General features: G+C 43.5%; 21 protein-coding genes. 17 read left to right on the forward strand and 4 right to left on the reverse strand.

Annotated elements, in window-relative coordinates; translation table 11 throughout:
• Window positions 1–362: 362 nt before the first annotated feature.
• On the reverse strand, window positions 363–719 hold the full coding sequence (locus tag OCV57_RS04705) for a DUF1292 domain-containing protein (protein WP_022286619.1): 357 nt from the start codon (window positions 717–719) through the stop codon (window positions 363–365).
• Between the two features lie 1,583 nt (window positions 720–2,302).
• A complete protein-coding gene (locus OCV57_RS04710) occupies window positions 2,303–3,271 on the reverse strand; it encodes an aldo/keto reductase (RefSeq protein ID WP_038671085.1) in 969 nt (322 codons plus the stop codon).
• 207 nt (window positions 3,272–3,478) lie between these two features.
• Here OCV57_RS04710 and ylxM point away from each other — a divergent pair, with 207 nt between their 5' ends.
• The 6 genes from ylxM (at window position 3,479) to OCV57_RS14345 (ending at window position 6,736) form a co-directional block, all read left to right on the forward strand.
• Window positions 3,479–3,874 carry a YlxM family DNA-binding protein gene (gene ylxM / locus OCV57_RS04715; protein WP_022286621.1) on the forward strand — a complete coding sequence of 132 codons (396 nt, stop codon included), beginning with the start codon at window positions 3,479–3,481 and terminating at the stop codon, window positions 3,872–3,874.
• Between the two features lie 33 nt (window positions 3,875–3,907).
• Entirely contained in the window at window positions 3,908–5,275 is a 1,368-nt protein-coding gene (gene ffh / locus OCV57_RS04720) for a signal recognition particle protein (RefSeq protein WP_022286622.1), read from the forward strand.
• A gap of 67 nt (window positions 5,276–5,342) precedes the next feature.
• The gene (gene rpsP / locus OCV57_RS04725) at window positions 5,343–5,585 is read left to right on the forward strand and encodes a 30S ribosomal protein S16 (protein ID WP_022286623.1); all 243 of its coding nucleotides are present in this window, start codon (window positions 5,343–5,345) and stop codon (window positions 5,583–5,585) included.
• 113 nt (window positions 5,586–5,698) lie between these two features.
• Window positions 5,699–5,932, forward strand: coding sequence for a KH domain-containing protein (locus OCV57_RS04730; RefSeq protein WP_256320518.1), 234 nt, complete (start codon window positions 5,699–5,701; stop codon window positions 5,930–5,932).
• Between the two features lie 54 nt (window positions 5,933–5,986).
• Window positions 5,987–6,346 carry a sulfite exporter TauE/SafE family protein gene (locus OCV57_RS14340; protein WP_256320519.1) on the forward strand — a complete coding sequence of 120 codons (360 nt, stop codon included), beginning with the start codon at window positions 5,987–5,989 and terminating at the stop codon, window positions 6,344–6,346.
• A 33-nt stretch (window positions 6,347–6,379) separates the two neighbouring features.
• Entirely contained in the window at window positions 6,380–6,736 is a 357-nt protein-coding gene (locus OCV57_RS14345; RefSeq protein ID WP_147342881.1) for a sulfite exporter TauE/SafE family protein, read from the forward strand.
• Here OCV57_RS14345 and OCV57_RS04745 read toward each other — a convergent pair.
• Window positions 6,695–7,555, reverse strand: a complete 861-nt coding sequence (locus tag OCV57_RS04745; RefSeq protein WP_267300619.1) for a metallophosphoesterase — start codon at window positions 7,553–7,555, stop codon at window positions 6,695–6,697. The two genes, OCV57_RS14345 and OCV57_RS04745, sit on opposite strands and share 42 nt — an antisense overlap.
• Window positions 7,518–7,949: a Holliday junction resolvase RuvX gene (gene ruvX, locus OCV57_RS04750; protein ID WP_022286628.1), complete on the reverse strand. Its 432-nt coding sequence runs from the start codon at window positions 7,947–7,949 to the stop codon at window positions 7,518–7,520. The genes OCV57_RS04745 and ruvX overlap by 38 nt, the downstream gene beginning before the upstream one ends.
• 304 nt (window positions 7,950–8,253) lie before the next feature.
• Between ruvX and OCV57_RS04755 the strand changes: the two genes are divergently transcribed.
• The 11 genes from OCV57_RS04755 to OCV57_RS04805 all read left to right on the forward strand — a co-directional run bounded on the left by OCV57_RS04755 (window position 8,254) and on the right by OCV57_RS04805 (window position 16,869).
• Window positions 8,254–8,970 carry a hypothetical protein gene (locus OCV57_RS04755; RefSeq protein WP_022286629.1) on the forward strand — a complete coding sequence of 239 codons (717 nt, stop codon included), beginning with the start codon at window positions 8,254–8,256 and terminating at the stop codon, window positions 8,968–8,970.
• A 148-nt stretch (window positions 8,971–9,118) separates the two neighbouring features.
• The gene (locus OCV57_RS04760) at window positions 9,119–9,322 is read left to right on the forward strand and encodes a hypothetical protein (RefSeq protein ID WP_117858436.1); all 204 of its coding nucleotides are present in this window, start codon (window positions 9,119–9,121) and stop codon (window positions 9,320–9,322) included.
• Window positions 9,315–9,587 carry a type II toxin-antitoxin system YafQ family toxin gene (locus tag OCV57_RS04765; protein WP_117863540.1) on the forward strand — a complete coding sequence of 91 codons (273 nt, stop codon included), beginning with the start codon at window positions 9,315–9,317 and terminating at the stop codon, window positions 9,585–9,587. Before OCV57_RS04760 ends, OCV57_RS04765 begins: the two co-directional genes overlap by 8 nt.
• 143 nt (window positions 9,588–9,730) lie before the next feature.
• Entirely contained in the window at window positions 9,731–10,687 is a 957-nt protein-coding gene (locus OCV57_RS04770; protein WP_117858431.1) for a type I phosphomannose isomerase catalytic subunit, read from the forward strand.
• 10 nt (window positions 10,688–10,697) lie between these two features.
• Window positions 10,698–10,943, forward strand: a complete 246-nt coding sequence (locus OCV57_RS04775; RefSeq protein WP_117858428.1) for a hypothetical protein — start codon at window positions 10,698–10,700, stop codon at window positions 10,941–10,943.
• Window positions 10,944–10,971: 28 nt separating this feature from the next.
• Window positions 10,972–11,931 (forward strand): ROK family protein, encoded by a 960-nt coding sequence (locus tag OCV57_RS04780; protein ID WP_022286632.1) that lies wholly within the window; start codon window positions 10,972–10,974, stop codon window positions 11,929–11,931.
• 24 nt (window positions 11,932–11,955) lie between these two features.
• Window positions 11,956–12,753, forward strand: a complete 798-nt coding sequence (locus OCV57_RS04785; RefSeq protein WP_267300622.1) for a hypothetical protein — start codon at window positions 11,956–11,958, stop codon at window positions 12,751–12,753.
• Window positions 12,754–12,768: 15 nt separating this feature from the next.
• Window positions 12,769–13,284 (forward strand): hypothetical protein, encoded by a 516-nt coding sequence (locus OCV57_RS04790; RefSeq protein WP_267300623.1) that lies wholly within the window; start codon window positions 12,769–12,771, stop codon window positions 13,282–13,284.
• Window positions 13,285–13,327: 43 nt separating this feature from the next.
• Window positions 13,328–14,995 (forward strand): dihydroxy-acid dehydratase, encoded by a 1,668-nt coding sequence (ilvD, locus tag OCV57_RS04795; protein WP_022286635.1) that lies wholly within the window; start codon window positions 13,328–13,330, stop codon window positions 14,993–14,995.
• Between the two features lie 39 nt (window positions 14,996–15,034).
• Entirely contained in the window at window positions 15,035–15,514 is a 480-nt protein-coding gene (locus OCV57_RS04800) for a hypothetical protein (RefSeq protein ID WP_046440455.1), read from the forward strand.
• Window positions 15,515–15,600: 86 nt separating this feature from the next.
• Complete coding sequence (locus tag OCV57_RS04805) at window positions 15,601–16,869, forward strand: dihydroorotase (RefSeq protein ID WP_267300624.1); 1,269 nt, start codon at window positions 15,601–15,603, stop codon at window positions 16,867–16,869.
• Window positions 16,870–16,890 lie beyond the last annotated feature (21 nt).

Consider the following 16,890-nt stretch of genomic DNA (forward strand, 5'->3'; position numbering starts at 1 on the left):
GCTTTTTTTTACAGCGCCTCAGTGTTTAAGTAAAAGCCGCCTTGCCGTCGCACAGCCGATAAACCCGCTATAAAAGCAGGGTGGGTAAAACAGCCTGAAAGCTTCACGCTCCCTTCGTCCGTTTACGAAACGGCAAATGCGGTTTCGTTCGGGAGGTCTGCAATCCCTTTCCAGAGTCTGAATCCCTTTTTAGAAGTGTTGGATTTATAATAACTGTGCTTGTTCGCACAAGGCAGGAAACTTTTTCTGTTATTTAGTATATCACAACATATCCATAATATCAATAGGTAATTTCAGCAAATCAAAGTACATAAAATTGTACATTTTACATATTGACAAGCCTATATGCTGAGATAAAATTCTTATGACAGGTGGTCGTGATCGTGACAACCGCAGCCACAGCCGCAATCATCGTCTTCGTCCTCATCGTCAAACTCGAACATTTCATCGATACGCTCCATGAACATCTGACCGATCTTCTCATACTCGTCATCATCTTCGATAGAAGCAAGTATCTCGTCATTGTTCTCGTCATACTCAGCCTTGAGTATCACAACGTCGCCTGAATCTTCAAGGGCTTCGTCACCGTTCTCATAATAAGGAGTGAGAGCATAATACTTCTCGTCACCATATTCCATTGCGTCCAGCAGCTCAAAAGTCTGCTTATTACCATTTTCGTCCTCCAGCTCGTAGAGGTCCGGCAGAAACTCGTTATCCATAATTATCCTCCTAACATGATCTTGTGCGGTATATCGGCACTTTCTGAGTGGGATATATCGAAAAAATCAGAACAGAAAGACTGTTTCTGACCACCGCAACACTTTAATTATACTACACTGCAAAATCAAAGTCAAGCGCATTTTGTAAAAGTAATATTAAATATAAAAATCACAAAAAAGTTGAGAAAAACTATTGACAAGTAACAAAAGATGTGGTATAGTATAGTCAAGGAAAAACAAAGAGCCAAACAAAAGCAGACAACAGGGTTCGCTGAAACGGTCAACGGTCTGACGATACAGTAACGATTTCAGAGGGCACGGCAAAGCGAAGTTAGGCGAGAGGTTTTCCTTATATATCACAGGCAGATCGGTGGACACAGCATATACCCGACACTAGGTACACTACAGTTCAGCAGGCGGGCAGGCTCATCGGATACCTAATAAGATATGAAAGGAGCGAGTCCAATGGACGCATCAGAGATCCAGGAGAGTATCCATAGGCTCGGCAATTTCTTAAAGTAAAAAAGGATCAAGACTCAGACGAATGAGCTGACAGGAATCCAGACATATATGATTTACACAGGAAGAAATTGCAGAGCCTCATGGATTAATCACAGCACAGAGTTACTGCAATTTAAGGATACTCTCAAATTTACAATTGAATATTTTGCAACTTTTATATAAGGAGTGATCGACATGATCGGTTACAGGAGGTTTGCAAATAAAATTTAGACAGGAGTGTTTCCAATGCACAATTTCAGCTTTTCAGAGGTAAAGAAATAAACTGAAAGAGTGATTCCAATGTAAAATTTAGCTTCTGAACATAAAAAGCTCACAGAGCTATAAAAATCAAATAAATTTCGAGGAGTGGTGCATATGAAAATGCACAAAAGGAACTTGAACATGAAATAGAATGGAGTGAGTCCGCCAAGAAATTTACGAGCTTAACGCTCTTACTGATTTGATTTACTGACTAAGATTTTTCTAAAGATCATATAAAATACTGAAGGAGTGGTGCGTTATGAAAATGCACTCAAGGCTTTTGAACATCTGATATTTGGAGGTGAATCCGCCAGTTACTTCAGCAAGGCTTATCTGATATGATGAGCATAAGATCTTGAAATTATGCGAAAGGCGATAATTCCAATGGAAATGTAATAAGTTTCATTGACAATAAATTTTCACGAAAGGTGTTAAGTCCGATGGCACGTTAAGTTTTATCCACTGAGGCATAACTTAATATTTTGAAAGGAAATAAATCCAATGGAAAGGTAATTTGCACTTAGAGATTATTTTTACCGAAAGGAAATAGATCCAATGGAATAGCTTATATTATGCGGACAGAATTTTACTGAAAGGCGTGAGTCCAAAGTACAATTTAGCATGAGTTTACGACTAGAATTTTCAGAAGGGCGTAATACCAATGGCATAATCAATATGAACGTACATACTTAACTATGTGGTGTATTCAGATATCACATAGTTAAGTTTTTTTGTAAGTGGTGGGACGACGAGGACGCCGTCCCCTACAATATTCAAGAAAACAAGAAAGCACCCTGCGGTCAATGCAGAGTGCTTTTATTTTATATCATATTTTCAAGGAAAGCCACTGTCTTTGGATCGTATGTAAGATCCTGCGCTTCCATATCCTCGTCAAGCTGCCACAGTTTTGTTACTGCGAAAACTGACGATACAAAAAACGGCTGGCTGTTCAGGTAACCGAGGGTTATCTTTGCCGGAGTGTCCCCCGTCTGCTCGCTGAGCTGTTTTACCTTTGCAAGTCTTGCAAGATTAGCAGGGCCTGCATACTGTCCCTCAGGGAGATTGTTTGCAGCGTCGCCCTTTGCAAGCTTTGCAAAAAAGCCCTTTGCCTGTGGGGAGAACGCCATAACAGGAAAATCATGCTTCTTGTACCAGCGGAACTCCTTTGTATCCATACAAACAAGAGTATTGTCACCGAAAGTTTCAACGCTCGAATGTGCAAGGCTGTAGTTTATCTGACTGATCCTGATAGGCTCCATACCGTTTTCCTCTGCAAACTTATTTGCTTCCTCTATCCTCTGAGTTGTCCAGTTTGAAACGCCTATAAAATGTATCTTTCCGCTCTCATAAAAATCATTGAGAACTGGCATTATCTCTTCCACAGGTATCTTCGGGTCGTCACGATGAAGAAAATAAATATCCACATAGTCAACGCCCAGCACTCTCAGGCTTGCTTCAAGATCCTTTGTAAGCTCTTCCCTGCTAAGACGGCTTTCGTCCATATGACCCATTTCAGGGTGACCGCCCTTTGTGGCAATACAAATTTTATCACGATTGTTTCTGGCTTTGAGCCATCTGCCTATTACTCCCTCGCTGGAATCGTGACCATTCTCCAGCCAGTCGCAGTAAACTCTTGCGGTATCGATACACCAGCCGCCAAGCTCTACATATTTGTCGAGAAACTCAAAATACACATCGTCACAATCGTTTCTCTCAAAACCTGCCGCACCAAAAGTCAGGGCAGGGACTTTCATTTCATATCTGTCGTTTTTCAACACATAGCTTATCATATACTCTTCCCCCTTGGCATACAATTTCCTATACTATTTATCATCACTATGTCTATCAATATATTATTATACCATATAAAAAGGACTTTTTCCACAGAATTTTGTTAAATTTTATTTTTTCATAAAAACCCCTTGACAAGTCGGTAAACTTGATATATAATTGTAAAGGTTTATGACTTTACAGAAATCCATTAGGAGGTAAGCAGTATGAGTAAAAATTTGCAAAACAGCGTTTTGCTCGACTTGTATGGCTGCCTGCTCACTGATAAACAAAACGAGATCATGGATCTTTATTACAATGACGATCTGTCGTTGGGAGAGATCGCCGCTCAGCTAGATATCTCAAGACAGGGCGTTCATGACGCTATAAAAAAATGTGAAACTGCAATGGCTGATTATGAAGAAAAGCTAGGTCTGCTAAAACAGCAGGAGGCTTATCTGGCAGAGCTTAAAGAGTTCAAGGCTCAGGCTATGGACGTTTTTAACGAGTGTAAAAAAAAGAATTATGCGAGAGATATCGCTGAAAAGGTGATAGTGCTTCTTGAAAATCTCGATTCTAAGCTTGATGAATTTGACAACGCAGAATATACCGAAGAAGAATAGATATAGATAAAAAAATTATACGGAGGACAGCTTATGGCGTTTGAAGGACTTTCAGAAAAACTAAACGGCGTGTTCAAGCGTCTTAAATCAAGAGGTAAACTTAGCGAAGCCGATGTAAAAGAGGCAATGCGTGAAGTTAAAATGGCTCTGCTTGAGGCTGACGTTAGCTACAAGGTAGTAAAAGATTTTATTGCCAAGGTAACAGAGAGAAGCGTTGGCGAGGAAGTGCTGAAGAGCCTTACTCCTGGTCAGCAGGTCATAAAGATAGTTAATGACGAGCTTATAAAGCTCATGGGCGAGGCTAACTCGAAGATAAACTTCCCTAACAAGCCGCCTTGCATAATAATGATGTGCGGTCTTCAGGGTTCAGGTAAAACAACACACGCTGCAAAGCTTGCGAAGATGTTCAAGAAAGAGGGCAAGCGTCCTCTGCTTATAGCAGCCGACGTTTACAGACCTGCGGCTATCGAACAGCTAAAGGTTGTGGGAGAGAGAGCCGAAGTCGCAGTATTTGAAATGGGTCAGATAGACCCACGAAAGATAGTAAAAGAGGGTATCAAGCACGCCAAGGATTATGGCAATGACCTTGTTATCATAGATACAGCAGGACGTCTTCACATTGATGAGGAGCTTATGAACGAGCTTAAAGACATCAAGAAGATCGCTGAGCCGAACGAGATAATGCTCGTTGTTGACGCTATGATCGGTCAGGACGCTGTAAAGGTAGCTTCAAGCTTTGACGAGGCTCTTGGTATCGACAGCGTTATCCTTACAAAGCTCGACTCTGACACAAGAGGCGGTGCGGCGCTTTCAGTGCTTGCTGTAACAGGTAAGCCTATCAAGTTCGTTGGTATGGGCGAAAAGCTTGACGAGTTTGAGGCTTTCCACCCTGAGAGAATGGCTTCAAGAATACTTGGCATGGGCGATATGCTCACACTTATCGAAAAGGCTACTCAGACAGTTGACGAAAAGGACGCCAAAAAGCTTGCAGAAAAAATGCAGGAAAAGGGCTTTGATCTTAACGACTTGCTGGAGCAGATGAAGCAGATACAGAAAATGGGTTCTATGAAGTCTATTATCAGAATGCTTCCAGGCGCAAACAAGGTAACAGACGAGCAGGTGGAGCAGGGCGAGGTTCAGCTGAAAAAGACTGAGGCTATGATAAATTCAATGACAAGGGCTGAAAGAGAAAAGCCTGCGATCATTGACCCTAAGAGAAAAAGACGTATCGCTGCCGGAAGCGGCACACAGGTATCTGACGTAAATCAGCTTCTTAAGCAGTTTGAACAGATGCAGAAAATGATGAAGCAGTTCGGTATCGGCGGAAATCTTCACGGAAAGAAATCCAGAAGAAACAGAGCGGCACTTCTCAAAGGTCTTGGCGGCGGAATGCCACAATAGTTGATAAGCTATCAGCAATCAAGTGATTGATTTGATATATGAAGTTTTTTATGGAGGTGAAAATACAATGGCAGTAAAGATCAGACTCAGAAGAATGGGTGCTAAGAAGGCTCCTTTCTACAGAATCGTAGTTGCTGATTCAAGATATCCAAGAGACGGACGTTTCATCGAAGAGCTGGGCTACTATGACCCAACTAAGGAACCTTCTGTACTCAAGGTTGACGACGAAAAGGCAAAGTCTTGGATCGCTAACGGTGCACAGCCAACTGATACAGTTAAGGCTCTTCTCAAGAAGAACGGCACTATCTAATAGCTGACAAGACAATTCAGACGGTGAGCCACCTATCCCACCACTTCGCTTGCCGTTTTCGGCGGGGAAAACGCTTCCCTGCCGCATTTTCGTGGGAGAATGGAGATATTTTTATGAAAGAATTACTCGAAACTATAGTTTCTGAGCTTGTTGAAAACAAGGACGCTGTTGAGGTCGTTGTTGACGAGCCTAACGCAGAGGGTATCGTGGTTTATCATCTTCACGTTGCTCCGGACGATATGGGCAGAGTTATCGGCAAGCAGGGCAGGATCGCAAAGGCTATAAGAGTCGTAATGTGCGCCGGTGCTTCCCGTGTGGATCAGAAAATAATGGTAGAGATAGACTGATAGTTCAGTGAATAAATCATCACCCTGTACAGATAATAGTATGGGGTGATTTTTTTGCGTATAAATAAAAAATGCTTCAATGCGCTCACAGGTATAGCCGTGGGGATATGCAACGGTTTTTTCGGTTCAGGCGGTGGAATGATAGCAGTGCCTATGCTTGAAAAAGGCGGCAGCGAGGCAAAAAAAGCTCATGCCACGTCCATTGCTATAACGCTTCCATTGTCTATTATAAGCGGACTTGTATACTTCAAGGGTGGAAGTCTTGACTTTTCGCAGGCAGTGAAATTCATACCACTTGGGATAGTTGGTGCGGCAGTGGGTGCGGTAATAATGAAAAAGCTTTCAAACAGCCTGCTAAAACGCATTTTCGGCGCACTTATGATAATTGCTGGAGTGCGGATATTTATGAAATAGGGTGATATTACGGCTTGGTATACCATATGTGCGGTGGCTTTTCTCACCGGTATCTTTGCCTCCATGGGTCTTGGGGGCGGAATGGTGCTTATCGTTTATCTGACGGTCTTTGCAGGATTTTCTCAGATAGCGGCGCAGGGGATAAACCTTGTGTTTTTTATCCCTATCGCAATAATAAGCCTTGTGCTTCACACGAAAAACAAGCTTGTGGAATGGAAAAAAGCCGTTCCCGCAGTTTTGTGGGGAACGGCTGCTGTTATTATATCAGCATGGCTTGCAAACAGGATAGAGCAAAGCCTGCTTTCAAAAGCTTTCGGTATTTTCCTTATCCTAATGGGACTGAAAGAGTTATTTTTCAAGAGTGAAAAGCACAAGTTCAAAAGGGTCTGAGAAACGCTGTGTCCAGCCGCTGTTGCCCACTCCCCTTGACACCACAAGCGTTGTATCGTTCACGCTGTAAGTGCCGTCGGTGTATTTCGGGAACAGACCCTGACCCGGTGCATAAAGACCATTCACAAGGGGTAGCCTTATAAGTCCGCCATGTGCGTGACCTGTGAAGTCGATATCGATATGCGTTCCATACTGCACTGCGGTCTTGCTGAAATAGTTGCAATCCTCAGGATAGTGATTTAGCAGTATGACAAAATCCTCTGTGACATGAGAAAAAGCCTCTCTGTCATTTTCCATATTGTCAAAGCCCAACAGGCTTATAGTATCACCATTTCGTGTGAGTGTGGTATGCTCGTTATAGAGGACGTTTACACCATAGCTTTCACAGCCTGAAACGAACTGCTCTCTTTCCTCCTGAGAAAGATTATATTCATGGTTGCCCATAACAAGATAGACAGGACATATGTCAGGAAGCTTTTTCATAAACTCAAGGGAACGGTCAACATCGGGGAAGATCTGGTCAACACTGTCCCCTGTAACAAAGATATAGTCAGGCTCACAGTCTTTGACCTTTTCAGTCAGTCTATCTATGTAGCCCTTGCCCCACTCGTTGTGGAAGTCAGATATCTGAACTATCTTACAGCCCTCGAAGCCCTCAGGCAGATTGTCAAAATGCGCTGACAGCTTTTTGACCTCGATATAGGTATTAGACCACACAAAATCGGCTAATACCATTACCGCAAGCACTATTATCACTATGATGATATTTCTTTTCTGCTTTTTAGTCAGCCTGCTTTGCTTTTTTTCTTCTGTATTCAAGATAGCCCTCCAAAATTATCGTTGCGGCAACTGTATCTACAACAGCCTTTCTTGCCTTTCCCCTGACGTTTGTTTCGTTGAGGATATTGTGTGCTGTGACGGTAGTGGAACGCTCGTCCCACATTCTCACCGGCAGGTCGGTACGCTCTTTCAAAAGCTCGGCAAATGCCCTGCACTTCTCTGCTCTTGGTCCCTCTGTGCCGTTCATGTTTATAGGCAGACCTACTATTATCTCACCTGCACCGTATTCAGCCGCTGTCTGAGCCGCCTTATCTGCAAGCCTTTCGGCGTTTCTCTCAGGAACAGTGCCGATAGGAGAAGCAAGAAACTCAGAGCGGTCGCTTATTGCGAAGCCTGTTCTTGCGTCACCATAATCTATTGCCATTATTTTCATTTTGTGCACCTCTTTATCAAGACTTTTCTTATCATTATATCATAACACTGTCTGTAAAACAAGTCCTAAAGCAGGATTTTGGGAATTAAACTGCAAAAAGCGCAATGTAGAAGAGCTCTCTGCATACCATTTGCTTAAAAAAGTAAAATAGTTCCTTAAATACTGTGATTATTTGTGCATTATGGTTATTGATTTTTACTTTTAATTATGTTATAATGCTTTATTATCAGAGGGTATGCACAAATGTCAGGGTTAAGTTTTGTGCAAAATTATATTATATAAGAATTGGAAAGGAAAAAGAAAAATGAAGAAATTTTTATCAGTAGCAATGTCTGCTATCATCGCCTGCGCTTCAATATTCTCATGCACACTGACAGCTTTTGCCGAAAACGCAGAAACAGAAGACGTTACTATCGACTGCTCTTCCGCAGCGACTTGCAGCAATTGGGAACAGTCTATCACTGTCGATCAGGCAACTTTCAACGCAACAAGACTTACAAAGGATTCAGAGATAATCGTCACATTCAAGAGCGAGGAAATAAACGAAAAGGCAGGAAACAAATACAATGCTGAGCTTATTTTCCAGAGCTGGGACAACACCACTACATCAGTTGCTCAGGACGGTGCGGTATGGGCAAAGATAGCACCTGTGAAGTTTGACGATTCATCAGCTACATATGATTTTGAATCTATCGCAACTGCATACGGCACGGACGATTTCAGTCAGGTATACAACATCATAATCGGTGCGACTGACAGAGCGAAGATAACAGTAACAGGCATAACGGTAACGAACTGCAAGACAAAGACTTATGCAGAAAAGGAAGAAAAAGACTCAAAGGGAACAAACCCTATTATCATAGTTATTGCGGTCATCGCAGGAATTGCTATCGCGGTTGTGGTAATTGTGATAATCATGAACAAGAAGTCAAGCGAAGCCTTTGACGTAAGCACCGGCAAGTTTGTAGACAAGAAAAACCTTTTTGACGAGCCTAAGAATGGTGAGGACGAGAAGAAATAAAAATAACGCTATCAGCAGGAGGACGAGCAGTTCGTTCTCCTGCTTTTTTCGTCAAAACACGTCGCAAAATTGCTTGACAACATGGTTTGATGTGGTATAATAAAAGCAAGAACGAAACAATTAGTCAGATATTTAAGGAGGCAGAGCTATGAGTACAAAAGAACTTGCATACAGTATGATAGACAATCTCACAGAAGAACAGCTCAATGCTCTTATTGTTATCTTGCAAGGACTTCAGAAAGAAGAGCCTAACGAAGAAACAAAGAAAGTCCTTGACGAAGCCAAAGAGGGTAAAAATCTCGTTGGTCCGTTTGATTCGGTAGACGAGCTTTGGGAGAGTCTGAATGCTTAGGATAACTTATCACAACAAATTCAAAAAAGACTTCAAAAAAGCAAAAAGCCGTGGCCTAAATATGTCGCACCTTAACGAAGTCATCACAATGCTAGCTGAGGGGCAACCGCTTCCGGCAAAATACAGAGAACATTCTCTGACCGGCAATTACAAGGGTTTCCTTGAATGTCATGTTGAGCCTGATTGGCTTTTGATCTATGAAAGACGTAGCGACGAGCTTATACTGCTTTTATACAGAACAGGAACTCACAGCGATCTGTTCTGATAGGTCATAGGATATTTTTTAACATCACAGCAGGAGGACGAGCAGTTCGTTCTCCTGCTTTTTTTATACCAGAAATATTGACTTATAGACGGAGTTATGGTATTATATTAAAAGGTATATTTAATAATTGGAGGCTATATAAAATGTCAATATTTAAACTTGATCCAGCATTTAAGGACTACATCTGGGGCGGTACCAGACTTAGAGATGAGTACGGCAAAAAGTGCGATTATGATAAGGTCGCAGAGAGCTGGGAGCTTTCTTGTCATAAGGACGGTCCAAGCGTTGTGGCTGACGGCGAATACAAGGGTCTGACACTCAATGAGTATATCGAAAAGGCAGGCAAGGGCGTTCTTGGCAAGAACTGCGAAAGATTTGAGAACTTCCCTATCCTTATTAAACTCATTGACGCCAAGGACAATCTTTCTGTACAGGTACACCCTGACAACGATTATGCAATGAGAGTTGAAGGCGAATATGGCAAGACAGAAATGTGGTATGTTGTTGACTGTGACGAGGGTGCAACTCTTCTCTACGGTTTCAAGCACGAGATAACAAAGGAAGAATTTGCAAGAAGAATCGCTGACAACACGCTTCTTGAAGTAACAAACGCTGTACCTGTTAAGAAGGGCGACGTTTTCTTCATCAAGTCAGGCACGCTCCATGCTATCGGCAAGGGTATCCTTATTGCTGAGATACAGCAGAATTCAAACACTACATACAGAATTTATGACTATGGCAGAGTTGGCAAGGACGGCAAGCCTAGAGAGCTTCACGTTGACAAGGCTCTTGACGTAACAAAGCTTGCTCCTGCTGAGCAGTATCCTGAGACACCTGTTGAGAAGAAGGACGGCTATGACATAAAGCTTCTTTCAAAATGCGAATACTTCACAACATACAGGGTGAACGTTGAAACAAAGGCTGAGCTTGACGCTGACGAAAACAGCTTCAACAGTATTCTCGTTCTCGAGGGTGAGCCTGTTATCAGCGGTGGCGAAACTGTTTCTGCAAAGAAGGGCGAAAGCGTATTCATTTCAGCAGGCACAGGCAAGTATACTGTTGAAGGCAAATGCACATTCGTGCTTACAAAGATAGACTAAGGTGAAATAAATGCTTAAACTTGACCTGAAAAAGGAGATAGGTGAGCTTGGCGCACTTGTGATCGCTTTTATTATCGGATTTGTGGCAAGCTCATTTTGGATAGGTCTTATCAGCTTTGTGGTGCTGGAGCTTGTGTATCTTCTGGTATATGACGCCATAGCAAAAAAGGCTGAAGCCCAAAAGCCAAAAGAGGAAAAGGAAGAGATAAACTTTCACGAATATGACGATGACACTGAGAGCGATAACGCTCAGTAAGCTCAGAAAATAAAAGGGAGAAATTATTATGAAGTATTACATTGGTATTGATCTTGGCGGCACTAATATCAAAGCAGGTGTTGTAAATGAAGAATTTGAGATAATCGCAAAGGCTACCTGCAAGACCAATCTGCCAAGACCTGCGGAGGAGATCTGCGAGGATATGGCTAAGGTCGCTTTGGAAGCTGTAAAGAACGCAGGGCTGGAGATAGAGCAGATAGAGTCTGTAGGTATCGGCACACCTGGCACTGCAAATTCTGACACTGGCGTTATTGAGTATTCAAACAACCTTGGTTTCCTTAACTTCCACGTTGTTGACCTTATGAAGAAGTTTATCGACAAGCCTTGCTATGTTGAGAACGACGCTAACGCTGCGGCATACGGCGAGTATGTTGCAGGTGCAGCAAAGGGTGCGAACGACGCTGTTTGCATCACTCTCGGCACAGGCGTTGGCGGAGGAATAATCATTAACGGAAAGATATATTCAGGCTTCAACTTCGCAGGTGCTGAGATAGGTCACACTGTTATCGACCCTAACGGTCCGCAGTGTACTTGCGGCAGACACGGCTGCTTTGAGGTATTCTCTTCTGCAACAGGTCTTGTAAGAATGACAAAAGAGGCTATGTTTGAGGACAAGGACTCTATCATGTGGAAAATGAACGAAGAGGACGGCAAGGTATCTGCAAGAACTGCGTTCAACGCCATGAGAGCAGGCGATAAGGCAGGCAAGGAAGTTGTTGACAAATACATAAAGTATCTTGCTTGCGGAATCACAAACACAATAAACATCTTCCAGCCTGATATTCTCTGTATCGGCGGCGGTGTATGCAACGAGGGCGACCCTCTGCTTTTGCCGCTGAAAGAGCTTGTGGCTAAGGAAATTTACACAAAGAATTCAGCAAAGAACACTGAGATAGTTATTGCAAAGCTCGGAAATGACGCAGGCATTATAGGTGCGGCATTCCTTGGACTTTCACACAAAAAGTAATAAAGATATAAAGGGGAATTCAAAATGGGACTTTTCGACAAGATATTAAAAGGTGCTGTAGATGCTATCGACAACGCTGCGGCAAAGAACGGCAATGGTCCGACAGGACTTAAAGACCTGTTTAATCAGGCTATGGACAAAAAGGACGAAGCTATAAACGGCTCTTCAAGCACTACAGCTTCAAGCAAACCAAGCACTGCAACCACTTCAAGTTCAAGCAAGAGAAGCAATTGTGCTTATACAAGACCGAAATATACCACACCGCAGGAAGTTCTTGACACAGCGAGCATTCCTGCAAAGCCGTCAAGGAAAATAGAATTTGAGGTTTTTGACGGTGAAAACGCTGAGATAAGAGTGAAGGTAACATTCAACCTGAGCGGAGATTTTCTTGAAACGGCCGGAGATGTACACTATCTGGCGTCATATCTTCCGACCATTGATGATGATTATGATTCAGATTACTCTGACTCAAATACTCCGCTTTTTGGAGTTTTAGATGTAGATGACGAAATAATCTATAACATGGCAGAGAAATTTGATAAGGGCGGCGTACCTGAAAATGCAATGATGTTCCTGCCTGTCAATGACATGGGTCCAAGAGCACGCTTCAAGGCAAAAGTCGAAAACAGAGGTAAGATTGAATATTTCTATTATTGTCCGCTTTACGACTATATGCCTGACTTCAAGACCTGTTTCACCGTAAGCTACACTCATAATGTTGTGGGCACTCCACTTGAGAAAAAGCTTATGGCGGCTGTTGATGAGGCTGTCCGCACAATGCAGCGAGAAGTAGTTTCAACAGAAGACAGACCATTCCGCTAAGGAGGACAAAACAAAATGAAGTTCAATATAGGATTTATACCTACTTTGCTTTTGCTGATACCTGTGATATTCGCCTGCTTCAAGACACCTGCCGACAAGCCTGAGCTTGAGGACGAGAACATTATCGTCTTTATCGCAAAGTGTGTGGGCAGATTTGGCTGCATAGGCTATATGTGCCTTGCTATCGGAGATTACGAGGTAGGCTTTTCAAGCAAGCTGCTTTTCCTAATATGGGCTGTTGTTGCACTGCTCGTTATCGCACTTTATTGGGTGCTTTGGATAAGGCATTATAAAAAAGGCAATCATTTTGAAGATATTTACGGCACTGGGATCCCGCTTTTCATTATCCCTGCGGCATTCGTGCTTGTAACAGGTATCTTCTCAATGAATTTTATGCTTATCATATTCTCAGTGCTGGATATCGTTTGCGAATACTGCTCTGCATACGGTGTAAGAAAGCGTCTGCACCCTGCAAAGGCAGAGGAAAGCTCAGACGAGACTGAAACAAAAGAAAATGAGGACGGAGAATAATACCGCTCTCAGTAATATATTTTTCAAAAGAGGTAATAAAAAAATGGCGTGTAATTATTTTTGTGACGGAGTAGACAAAGCTCCACAGAGATCACTTTTCAATGCTCTTGGCATGACAAAGGAAGAAATGGACAGACCTCTCGTTGGTATCGTATCTTCATATAATGAGATAGTTCCTGGTCACATGAACATTGACAAGATAGTTGAAGCTGTTAAAATGGGCGTTGCAATGGCAGGCGGAACACCTGTTGTATTCCCTGCTATCGCTGTTTGCGACGGTATCGCTATGGGTCACATGGGAATGAAGTATTCTCTCGTTACCCGTGACCTTATCGCAGACTCAACAGAGTGCATGGCTTTGGCTCATCACTTTGACGCTCTTGTTATGATACCAAACTGCGACAAGAACGTTCCTGGTCTGCTCATGGCAGCCGCAAGAGTAAACGTTCCTACTATTTTCGTATCAGGCGGTCCAATGCTGGCTGGTCACGTTAAGGGCAAAAAGACTTCCCTTTCAAGTATGTTCGAGGCTGTTGGTACTTACAACGCAGGCAAGTTCACTCTTGATGACGTTGAGGAATTTGAGAACAAAGCCTGTCCGACTTGCGGAAGCTGTTCAGGTATGTACACTGCAAACTCTATGAACTGCCTTACAGAAGTTCTTGGCATGGGTCTTAGAGGAAACGGCACTATCCCTGCTGTATATTCTGAAAGACTCAAGCTTGCAAAGCACGCAGGTATGCAGGTAATGGAGCTTTACAAGAAGAACATCAGACCAAGAGATATCATGACAAAGGACGCTTTCATCAACGCTATCACAGCTGATATGGCGCTTGGCTGTTCAACAAACTCAATGCTTCACCTCCCTGCTATCGCTCACGAGTGCGGAGTAGAGCTTGACCTTGACTTTGTAAACGAGATATCAAAGAGAACGCCAAACCTCTGTCACCTTGCTCCTGCCGGTCACACGTACATGGAAGACCTCAACGAAGCAGGCGGAGTTTATGCAGTTCTCAGTGAGCTTAACAAGAAAAACCTTATCAACACAGACTGCATGACTTGCACAGGCAAGACAGTAGGCGAGAACATCAGCGGCGTTGTAAACAAGAACCCTGAGCTTATCAGACCAATAGACAACCCATATTCTCAGACAGGCGGAATCGCAGTTCTGAGAGGCAACCTTGCTCCTGACACCTGCGTTGTAAAGCGTTCAGCTGTTGCACCTGAAATGCTTGCCCACGAGGGCCCTGCAAGAGTATTCGACTGCGAGGAGGACGCTATCGCTGCTATCAGAGGCGGCAAGATAGTTGAGGGCGACGTTGTGGTTATCCGTTACGAGGGACCAAAGGGCGGTCCTGGAATGAGAGAGATGCTAAATCCTACATCTGCTATCGCAGGCATGGGTCTTGGCTCAACTGTTGCACTTATCACTGACGGACGTTTCAGCGGTGCTTCAAGAGGTGCTTCTATCGGTCACGTTTCACCTGAGGCAGCCGTAGGCGGTCCTATCGCACTTGTTGAAGAAGGAGATATGATAGCAATAGATATCGACAACTGCTCTATCACACTTAAAGTATCTGACGAGGAGCTTGCTGAAAGAAGAAAGAACTGGAAGCCAAGACAGCCAAAGGTAACAACAGGCTATCTTGCAAGATACGCTTCACTTGTAACTTCTGCAAACAGAGGTGCTATACTTCAGATAAAGGACTAATATCCGATACAAAATAATAAGGGAGAAAGGCGGAATAATATGAAAAAATTCATTTCAGGCTTGCTTGGAATACTCTTTGTAGTTCTTGTAGTAGTAGGTGTTTTCATCTGCACATATGTATTCAATCAGCCGTCAAGATCAGGCGATTCAAGAGAGCTTATCTCTGGAACATGGACAGATAAGGACGCAAACATCACTTTTGAGTTCTCTGACGAGGGCGATTTCACTATCACTCACACTGATAACAAATCAGTTATCGCAAAGGGCTGGTTTAAAATTCAGGAGGACGGGGGAAGCGGAAAGATACAGCTTCTTGTAAATCCGTCTGACAGAGATACAACTGTTGACATCGGTCTGAGAATGAAGTTCTTCTCGACTATTTCCTACAAAAACCTTTCTGTACCGTCTGAGGACGAGGGCGACAAGGTCGCTACCTGCAAGTTCATTTTCCAGAACTCTGACGGAGTTTACTCATGCGAGAGAAAAGACTCTGACGGCTCGTTCTACGACGGCAAATAACGAATTTTCAAGGGCTACGGCTGAACGATATGTTTAGCCGCAGCTTTTGTGCAGTAAAGACTTGATTAAGATAAAAAGGAGTAAAAATGGAGCTACTGATCAAAAATATCCGTGCCTGCGACCCGCAGACAGGGCTTGACGGTATAACGGACATAGGCATTGACGGAGGAAAGATAGTCAGCCTTGGAAAAACTGACGAGCATGCTCAGAGAGTTATCGACGCAAAGGGCAAGCTTTGTGCATTGCCCGGGCTTTTCGATATGCACGTTCACTTTCGTGACCCAGGTCTTACCTACAAGGAGGACATCATCACAGGTGCGAACGCCGCAAAGGCAGGCGGTTTCACGGGCGTCGCTTGTATGCCGAACACAAAGCCGCCTATCGACTCCCCTGAGGGCGTGAAATACGTTTTTGAAAAGGCAAAGAAAACAGGTATCGACGTTTTCCCTATTGCCTGCGTTACAAAGGGCATGAAAGGTCAGGAGCTTTGCGACTATGACGCACTCAAAGCCGCAGGAGTTACCGCCATTTCAGATGACGGCAGACCTGTTGAGAACGCTGAGCTTATGCGTCAGGCTATCGAAAAGACTAACGAGAACGGTCTTATCGTGACTTCTCACTGCGAGGACTTGAAGATAATAAACGGTGGTATCATCAACAAAGGCGAGATATCCGAAAAGCTTGGAGTAAAGGGAATGGATAGAGCCTCTGAGGACTATATCACAGCCCGTGAGATATGCCTTGCAATGAGTTGTAATGCGAGAGTTCACATATGCCACGTTTCCACCAAAGACTCTGTGAACATCATAAGAGCGGCGAAAAAGGACGGCGTTAAGGTCACCTGCGAAACTGCGCCGCACTATTTCACATTCACAGACGAAAAGCTTTTAGACCGTGACGCAGATTTCAGAATGTCGCCTCCACTTAGAACTGAGGAGGACAGGGCGGCTGTTGAGGAAGCTGTTCTTGACGGCACTATCGACTGCATCATCACCGACCACGCTCCACACTCCGCAGAGGAAAAGGCTGACTTTGAGAAAGCTCCAAACGGTGTTGTGGGACTTGAAACTTCCCTTGCAGCTACGCTTACAAAGCTTTATCACAGTGGCAAGTGCGGTCTTGACAAGATAGCAGAGATAATGTCGGTAAATCCGAGAAAGATAATGGGGCTTGAGCCTATCAAGATAGCAGTGGGCGAAAGATGCGACCTTTGTATCTTTGACCCTGACTATGAATGGGAAGTTATCCCTGCGGAGCTTAATTCAAAGAGCAAAAACAGCGTGTTCAAAGGCACAAGGCTCAAAGGCAAGGTAATGTACACAATATGCAGAGGAAAGCTCGTTTTTGAGCTTTAATATAAAAATATCCGAAAGGAA

Source organism: Hominimerdicola aceti (assembly GCF_025567495.1).
In the GTDB taxonomy this organism is placed as follows: Bacteria; Bacillota; Clostridia; order Oscillospirales; family Ruminococcaceae; genus Hominimerdicola; species Hominimerdicola aceti.

Bases quoted from the DNA above. Each gene is read 5' to 3' on its own strand.
- OCV57_RS04705 (WP_022286619.1), bottom strand. From the start codon at position 719: ATGGATAACGAGTTTCTGCCGGACCTCTACGAGCTGGAGGACGAAAAT.
- ruvX (WP_022286628.1), bottom strand. From the start codon at position 7,949: ATGAAAATAATGGCAATAGATTATGGTGACGCAAGAACAGGCTTCGCA.
- rpsP (WP_022286623.1), top strand. From the start codon at position 5,343: ATGGCAGTAAAGATCAGACTCAGAAGAATGGGTGCTAAGAAGGCTCCT.
- OCV57_RS04730 (WP_256320518.1), top strand. From the start codon at position 5,699: ATGAAAGAATTACTCGAAACTATAGTTTCTGAGCTTGTTGAAAACAAG.
- ylxM (WP_022286621.1), top strand. From the start codon at position 3,479: ATGAGTAAAAATTTGCAAAACAGCGTTTTGCTCGACTTGTATGGCTGC.
- OCV57_RS04775 (WP_117858428.1), top strand. From the start codon at position 10,698: ATGCTTAAACTTGACCTGAAAAAGGAGATAGGTGAGCTTGGCGCACTT.
- OCV57_RS04765 (WP_117863540.1), top strand. From the start codon at position 9,315: ATGCTTAGGATAACTTATCACAACAAATTCAAAAAAGACTTCAAAAAA.
- OCV57_RS04760 (WP_117858436.1), top strand. From the start codon at position 9,119: ATGAGTACAAAAGAACTTGCATACAGTATGATAGACAATCTCACAGAA.
- OCV57_RS04785 (WP_267300622.1), top strand. From the start codon at position 11,956: ATGGGACTTTTCGACAAGATATTAAAAGGTGCTGTAGATGCTATCGAC.
- OCV57_RS04780 (WP_022286632.1), top strand. From the start codon at position 10,972: ATGAAGTATTACATTGGTATTGATCTTGGCGGCACTAATATCAAAGCA.
- OCV57_RS04790 (WP_267300623.1), top strand. From the start codon at position 12,769: ATGAAGTTCAATATAGGATTTATACCTACTTTGCTTTTGCTGATACCT.
- OCV57_RS04710 (WP_038671085.1), bottom strand. From the start codon at position 3,271: ATGATAAGCTATGTGTTGAAAAACGACAGATATGAAATGAAAGTCCCT.
- OCV57_RS04805 (WP_267300624.1), top strand. From the start codon at position 15,601: ATGGAGCTACTGATCAAAAATATCCGTGCCTGCGACCCGCAGACAGGG.
- OCV57_RS04770 (WP_117858431.1), top strand. From the start codon at position 9,731: ATGTCAATATTTAAACTTGATCCAGCATTTAAGGACTACATCTGGGGC.
- ffh (WP_022286622.1), top strand. From the start codon at position 3,908: ATGGCGTTTGAAGGACTTTCAGAAAAACTAAACGGCGTGTTCAAGCGT.
- OCV57_RS04800 (WP_046440455.1), top strand. From the start codon at position 15,035: ATGAAAAAATTCATTTCAGGCTTGCTTGGAATACTCTTTGTAGTTCTT.
- OCV57_RS04755 (WP_022286629.1), top strand. From the start codon at position 8,254: ATGAAGAAATTTTTATCAGTAGCAATGTCTGCTATCATCGCCTGCGCT.
- ilvD (WP_022286635.1), top strand. From the start codon at position 13,328: ATGGCGTGTAATTATTTTTGTGACGGAGTAGACAAAGCTCCACAGAGA.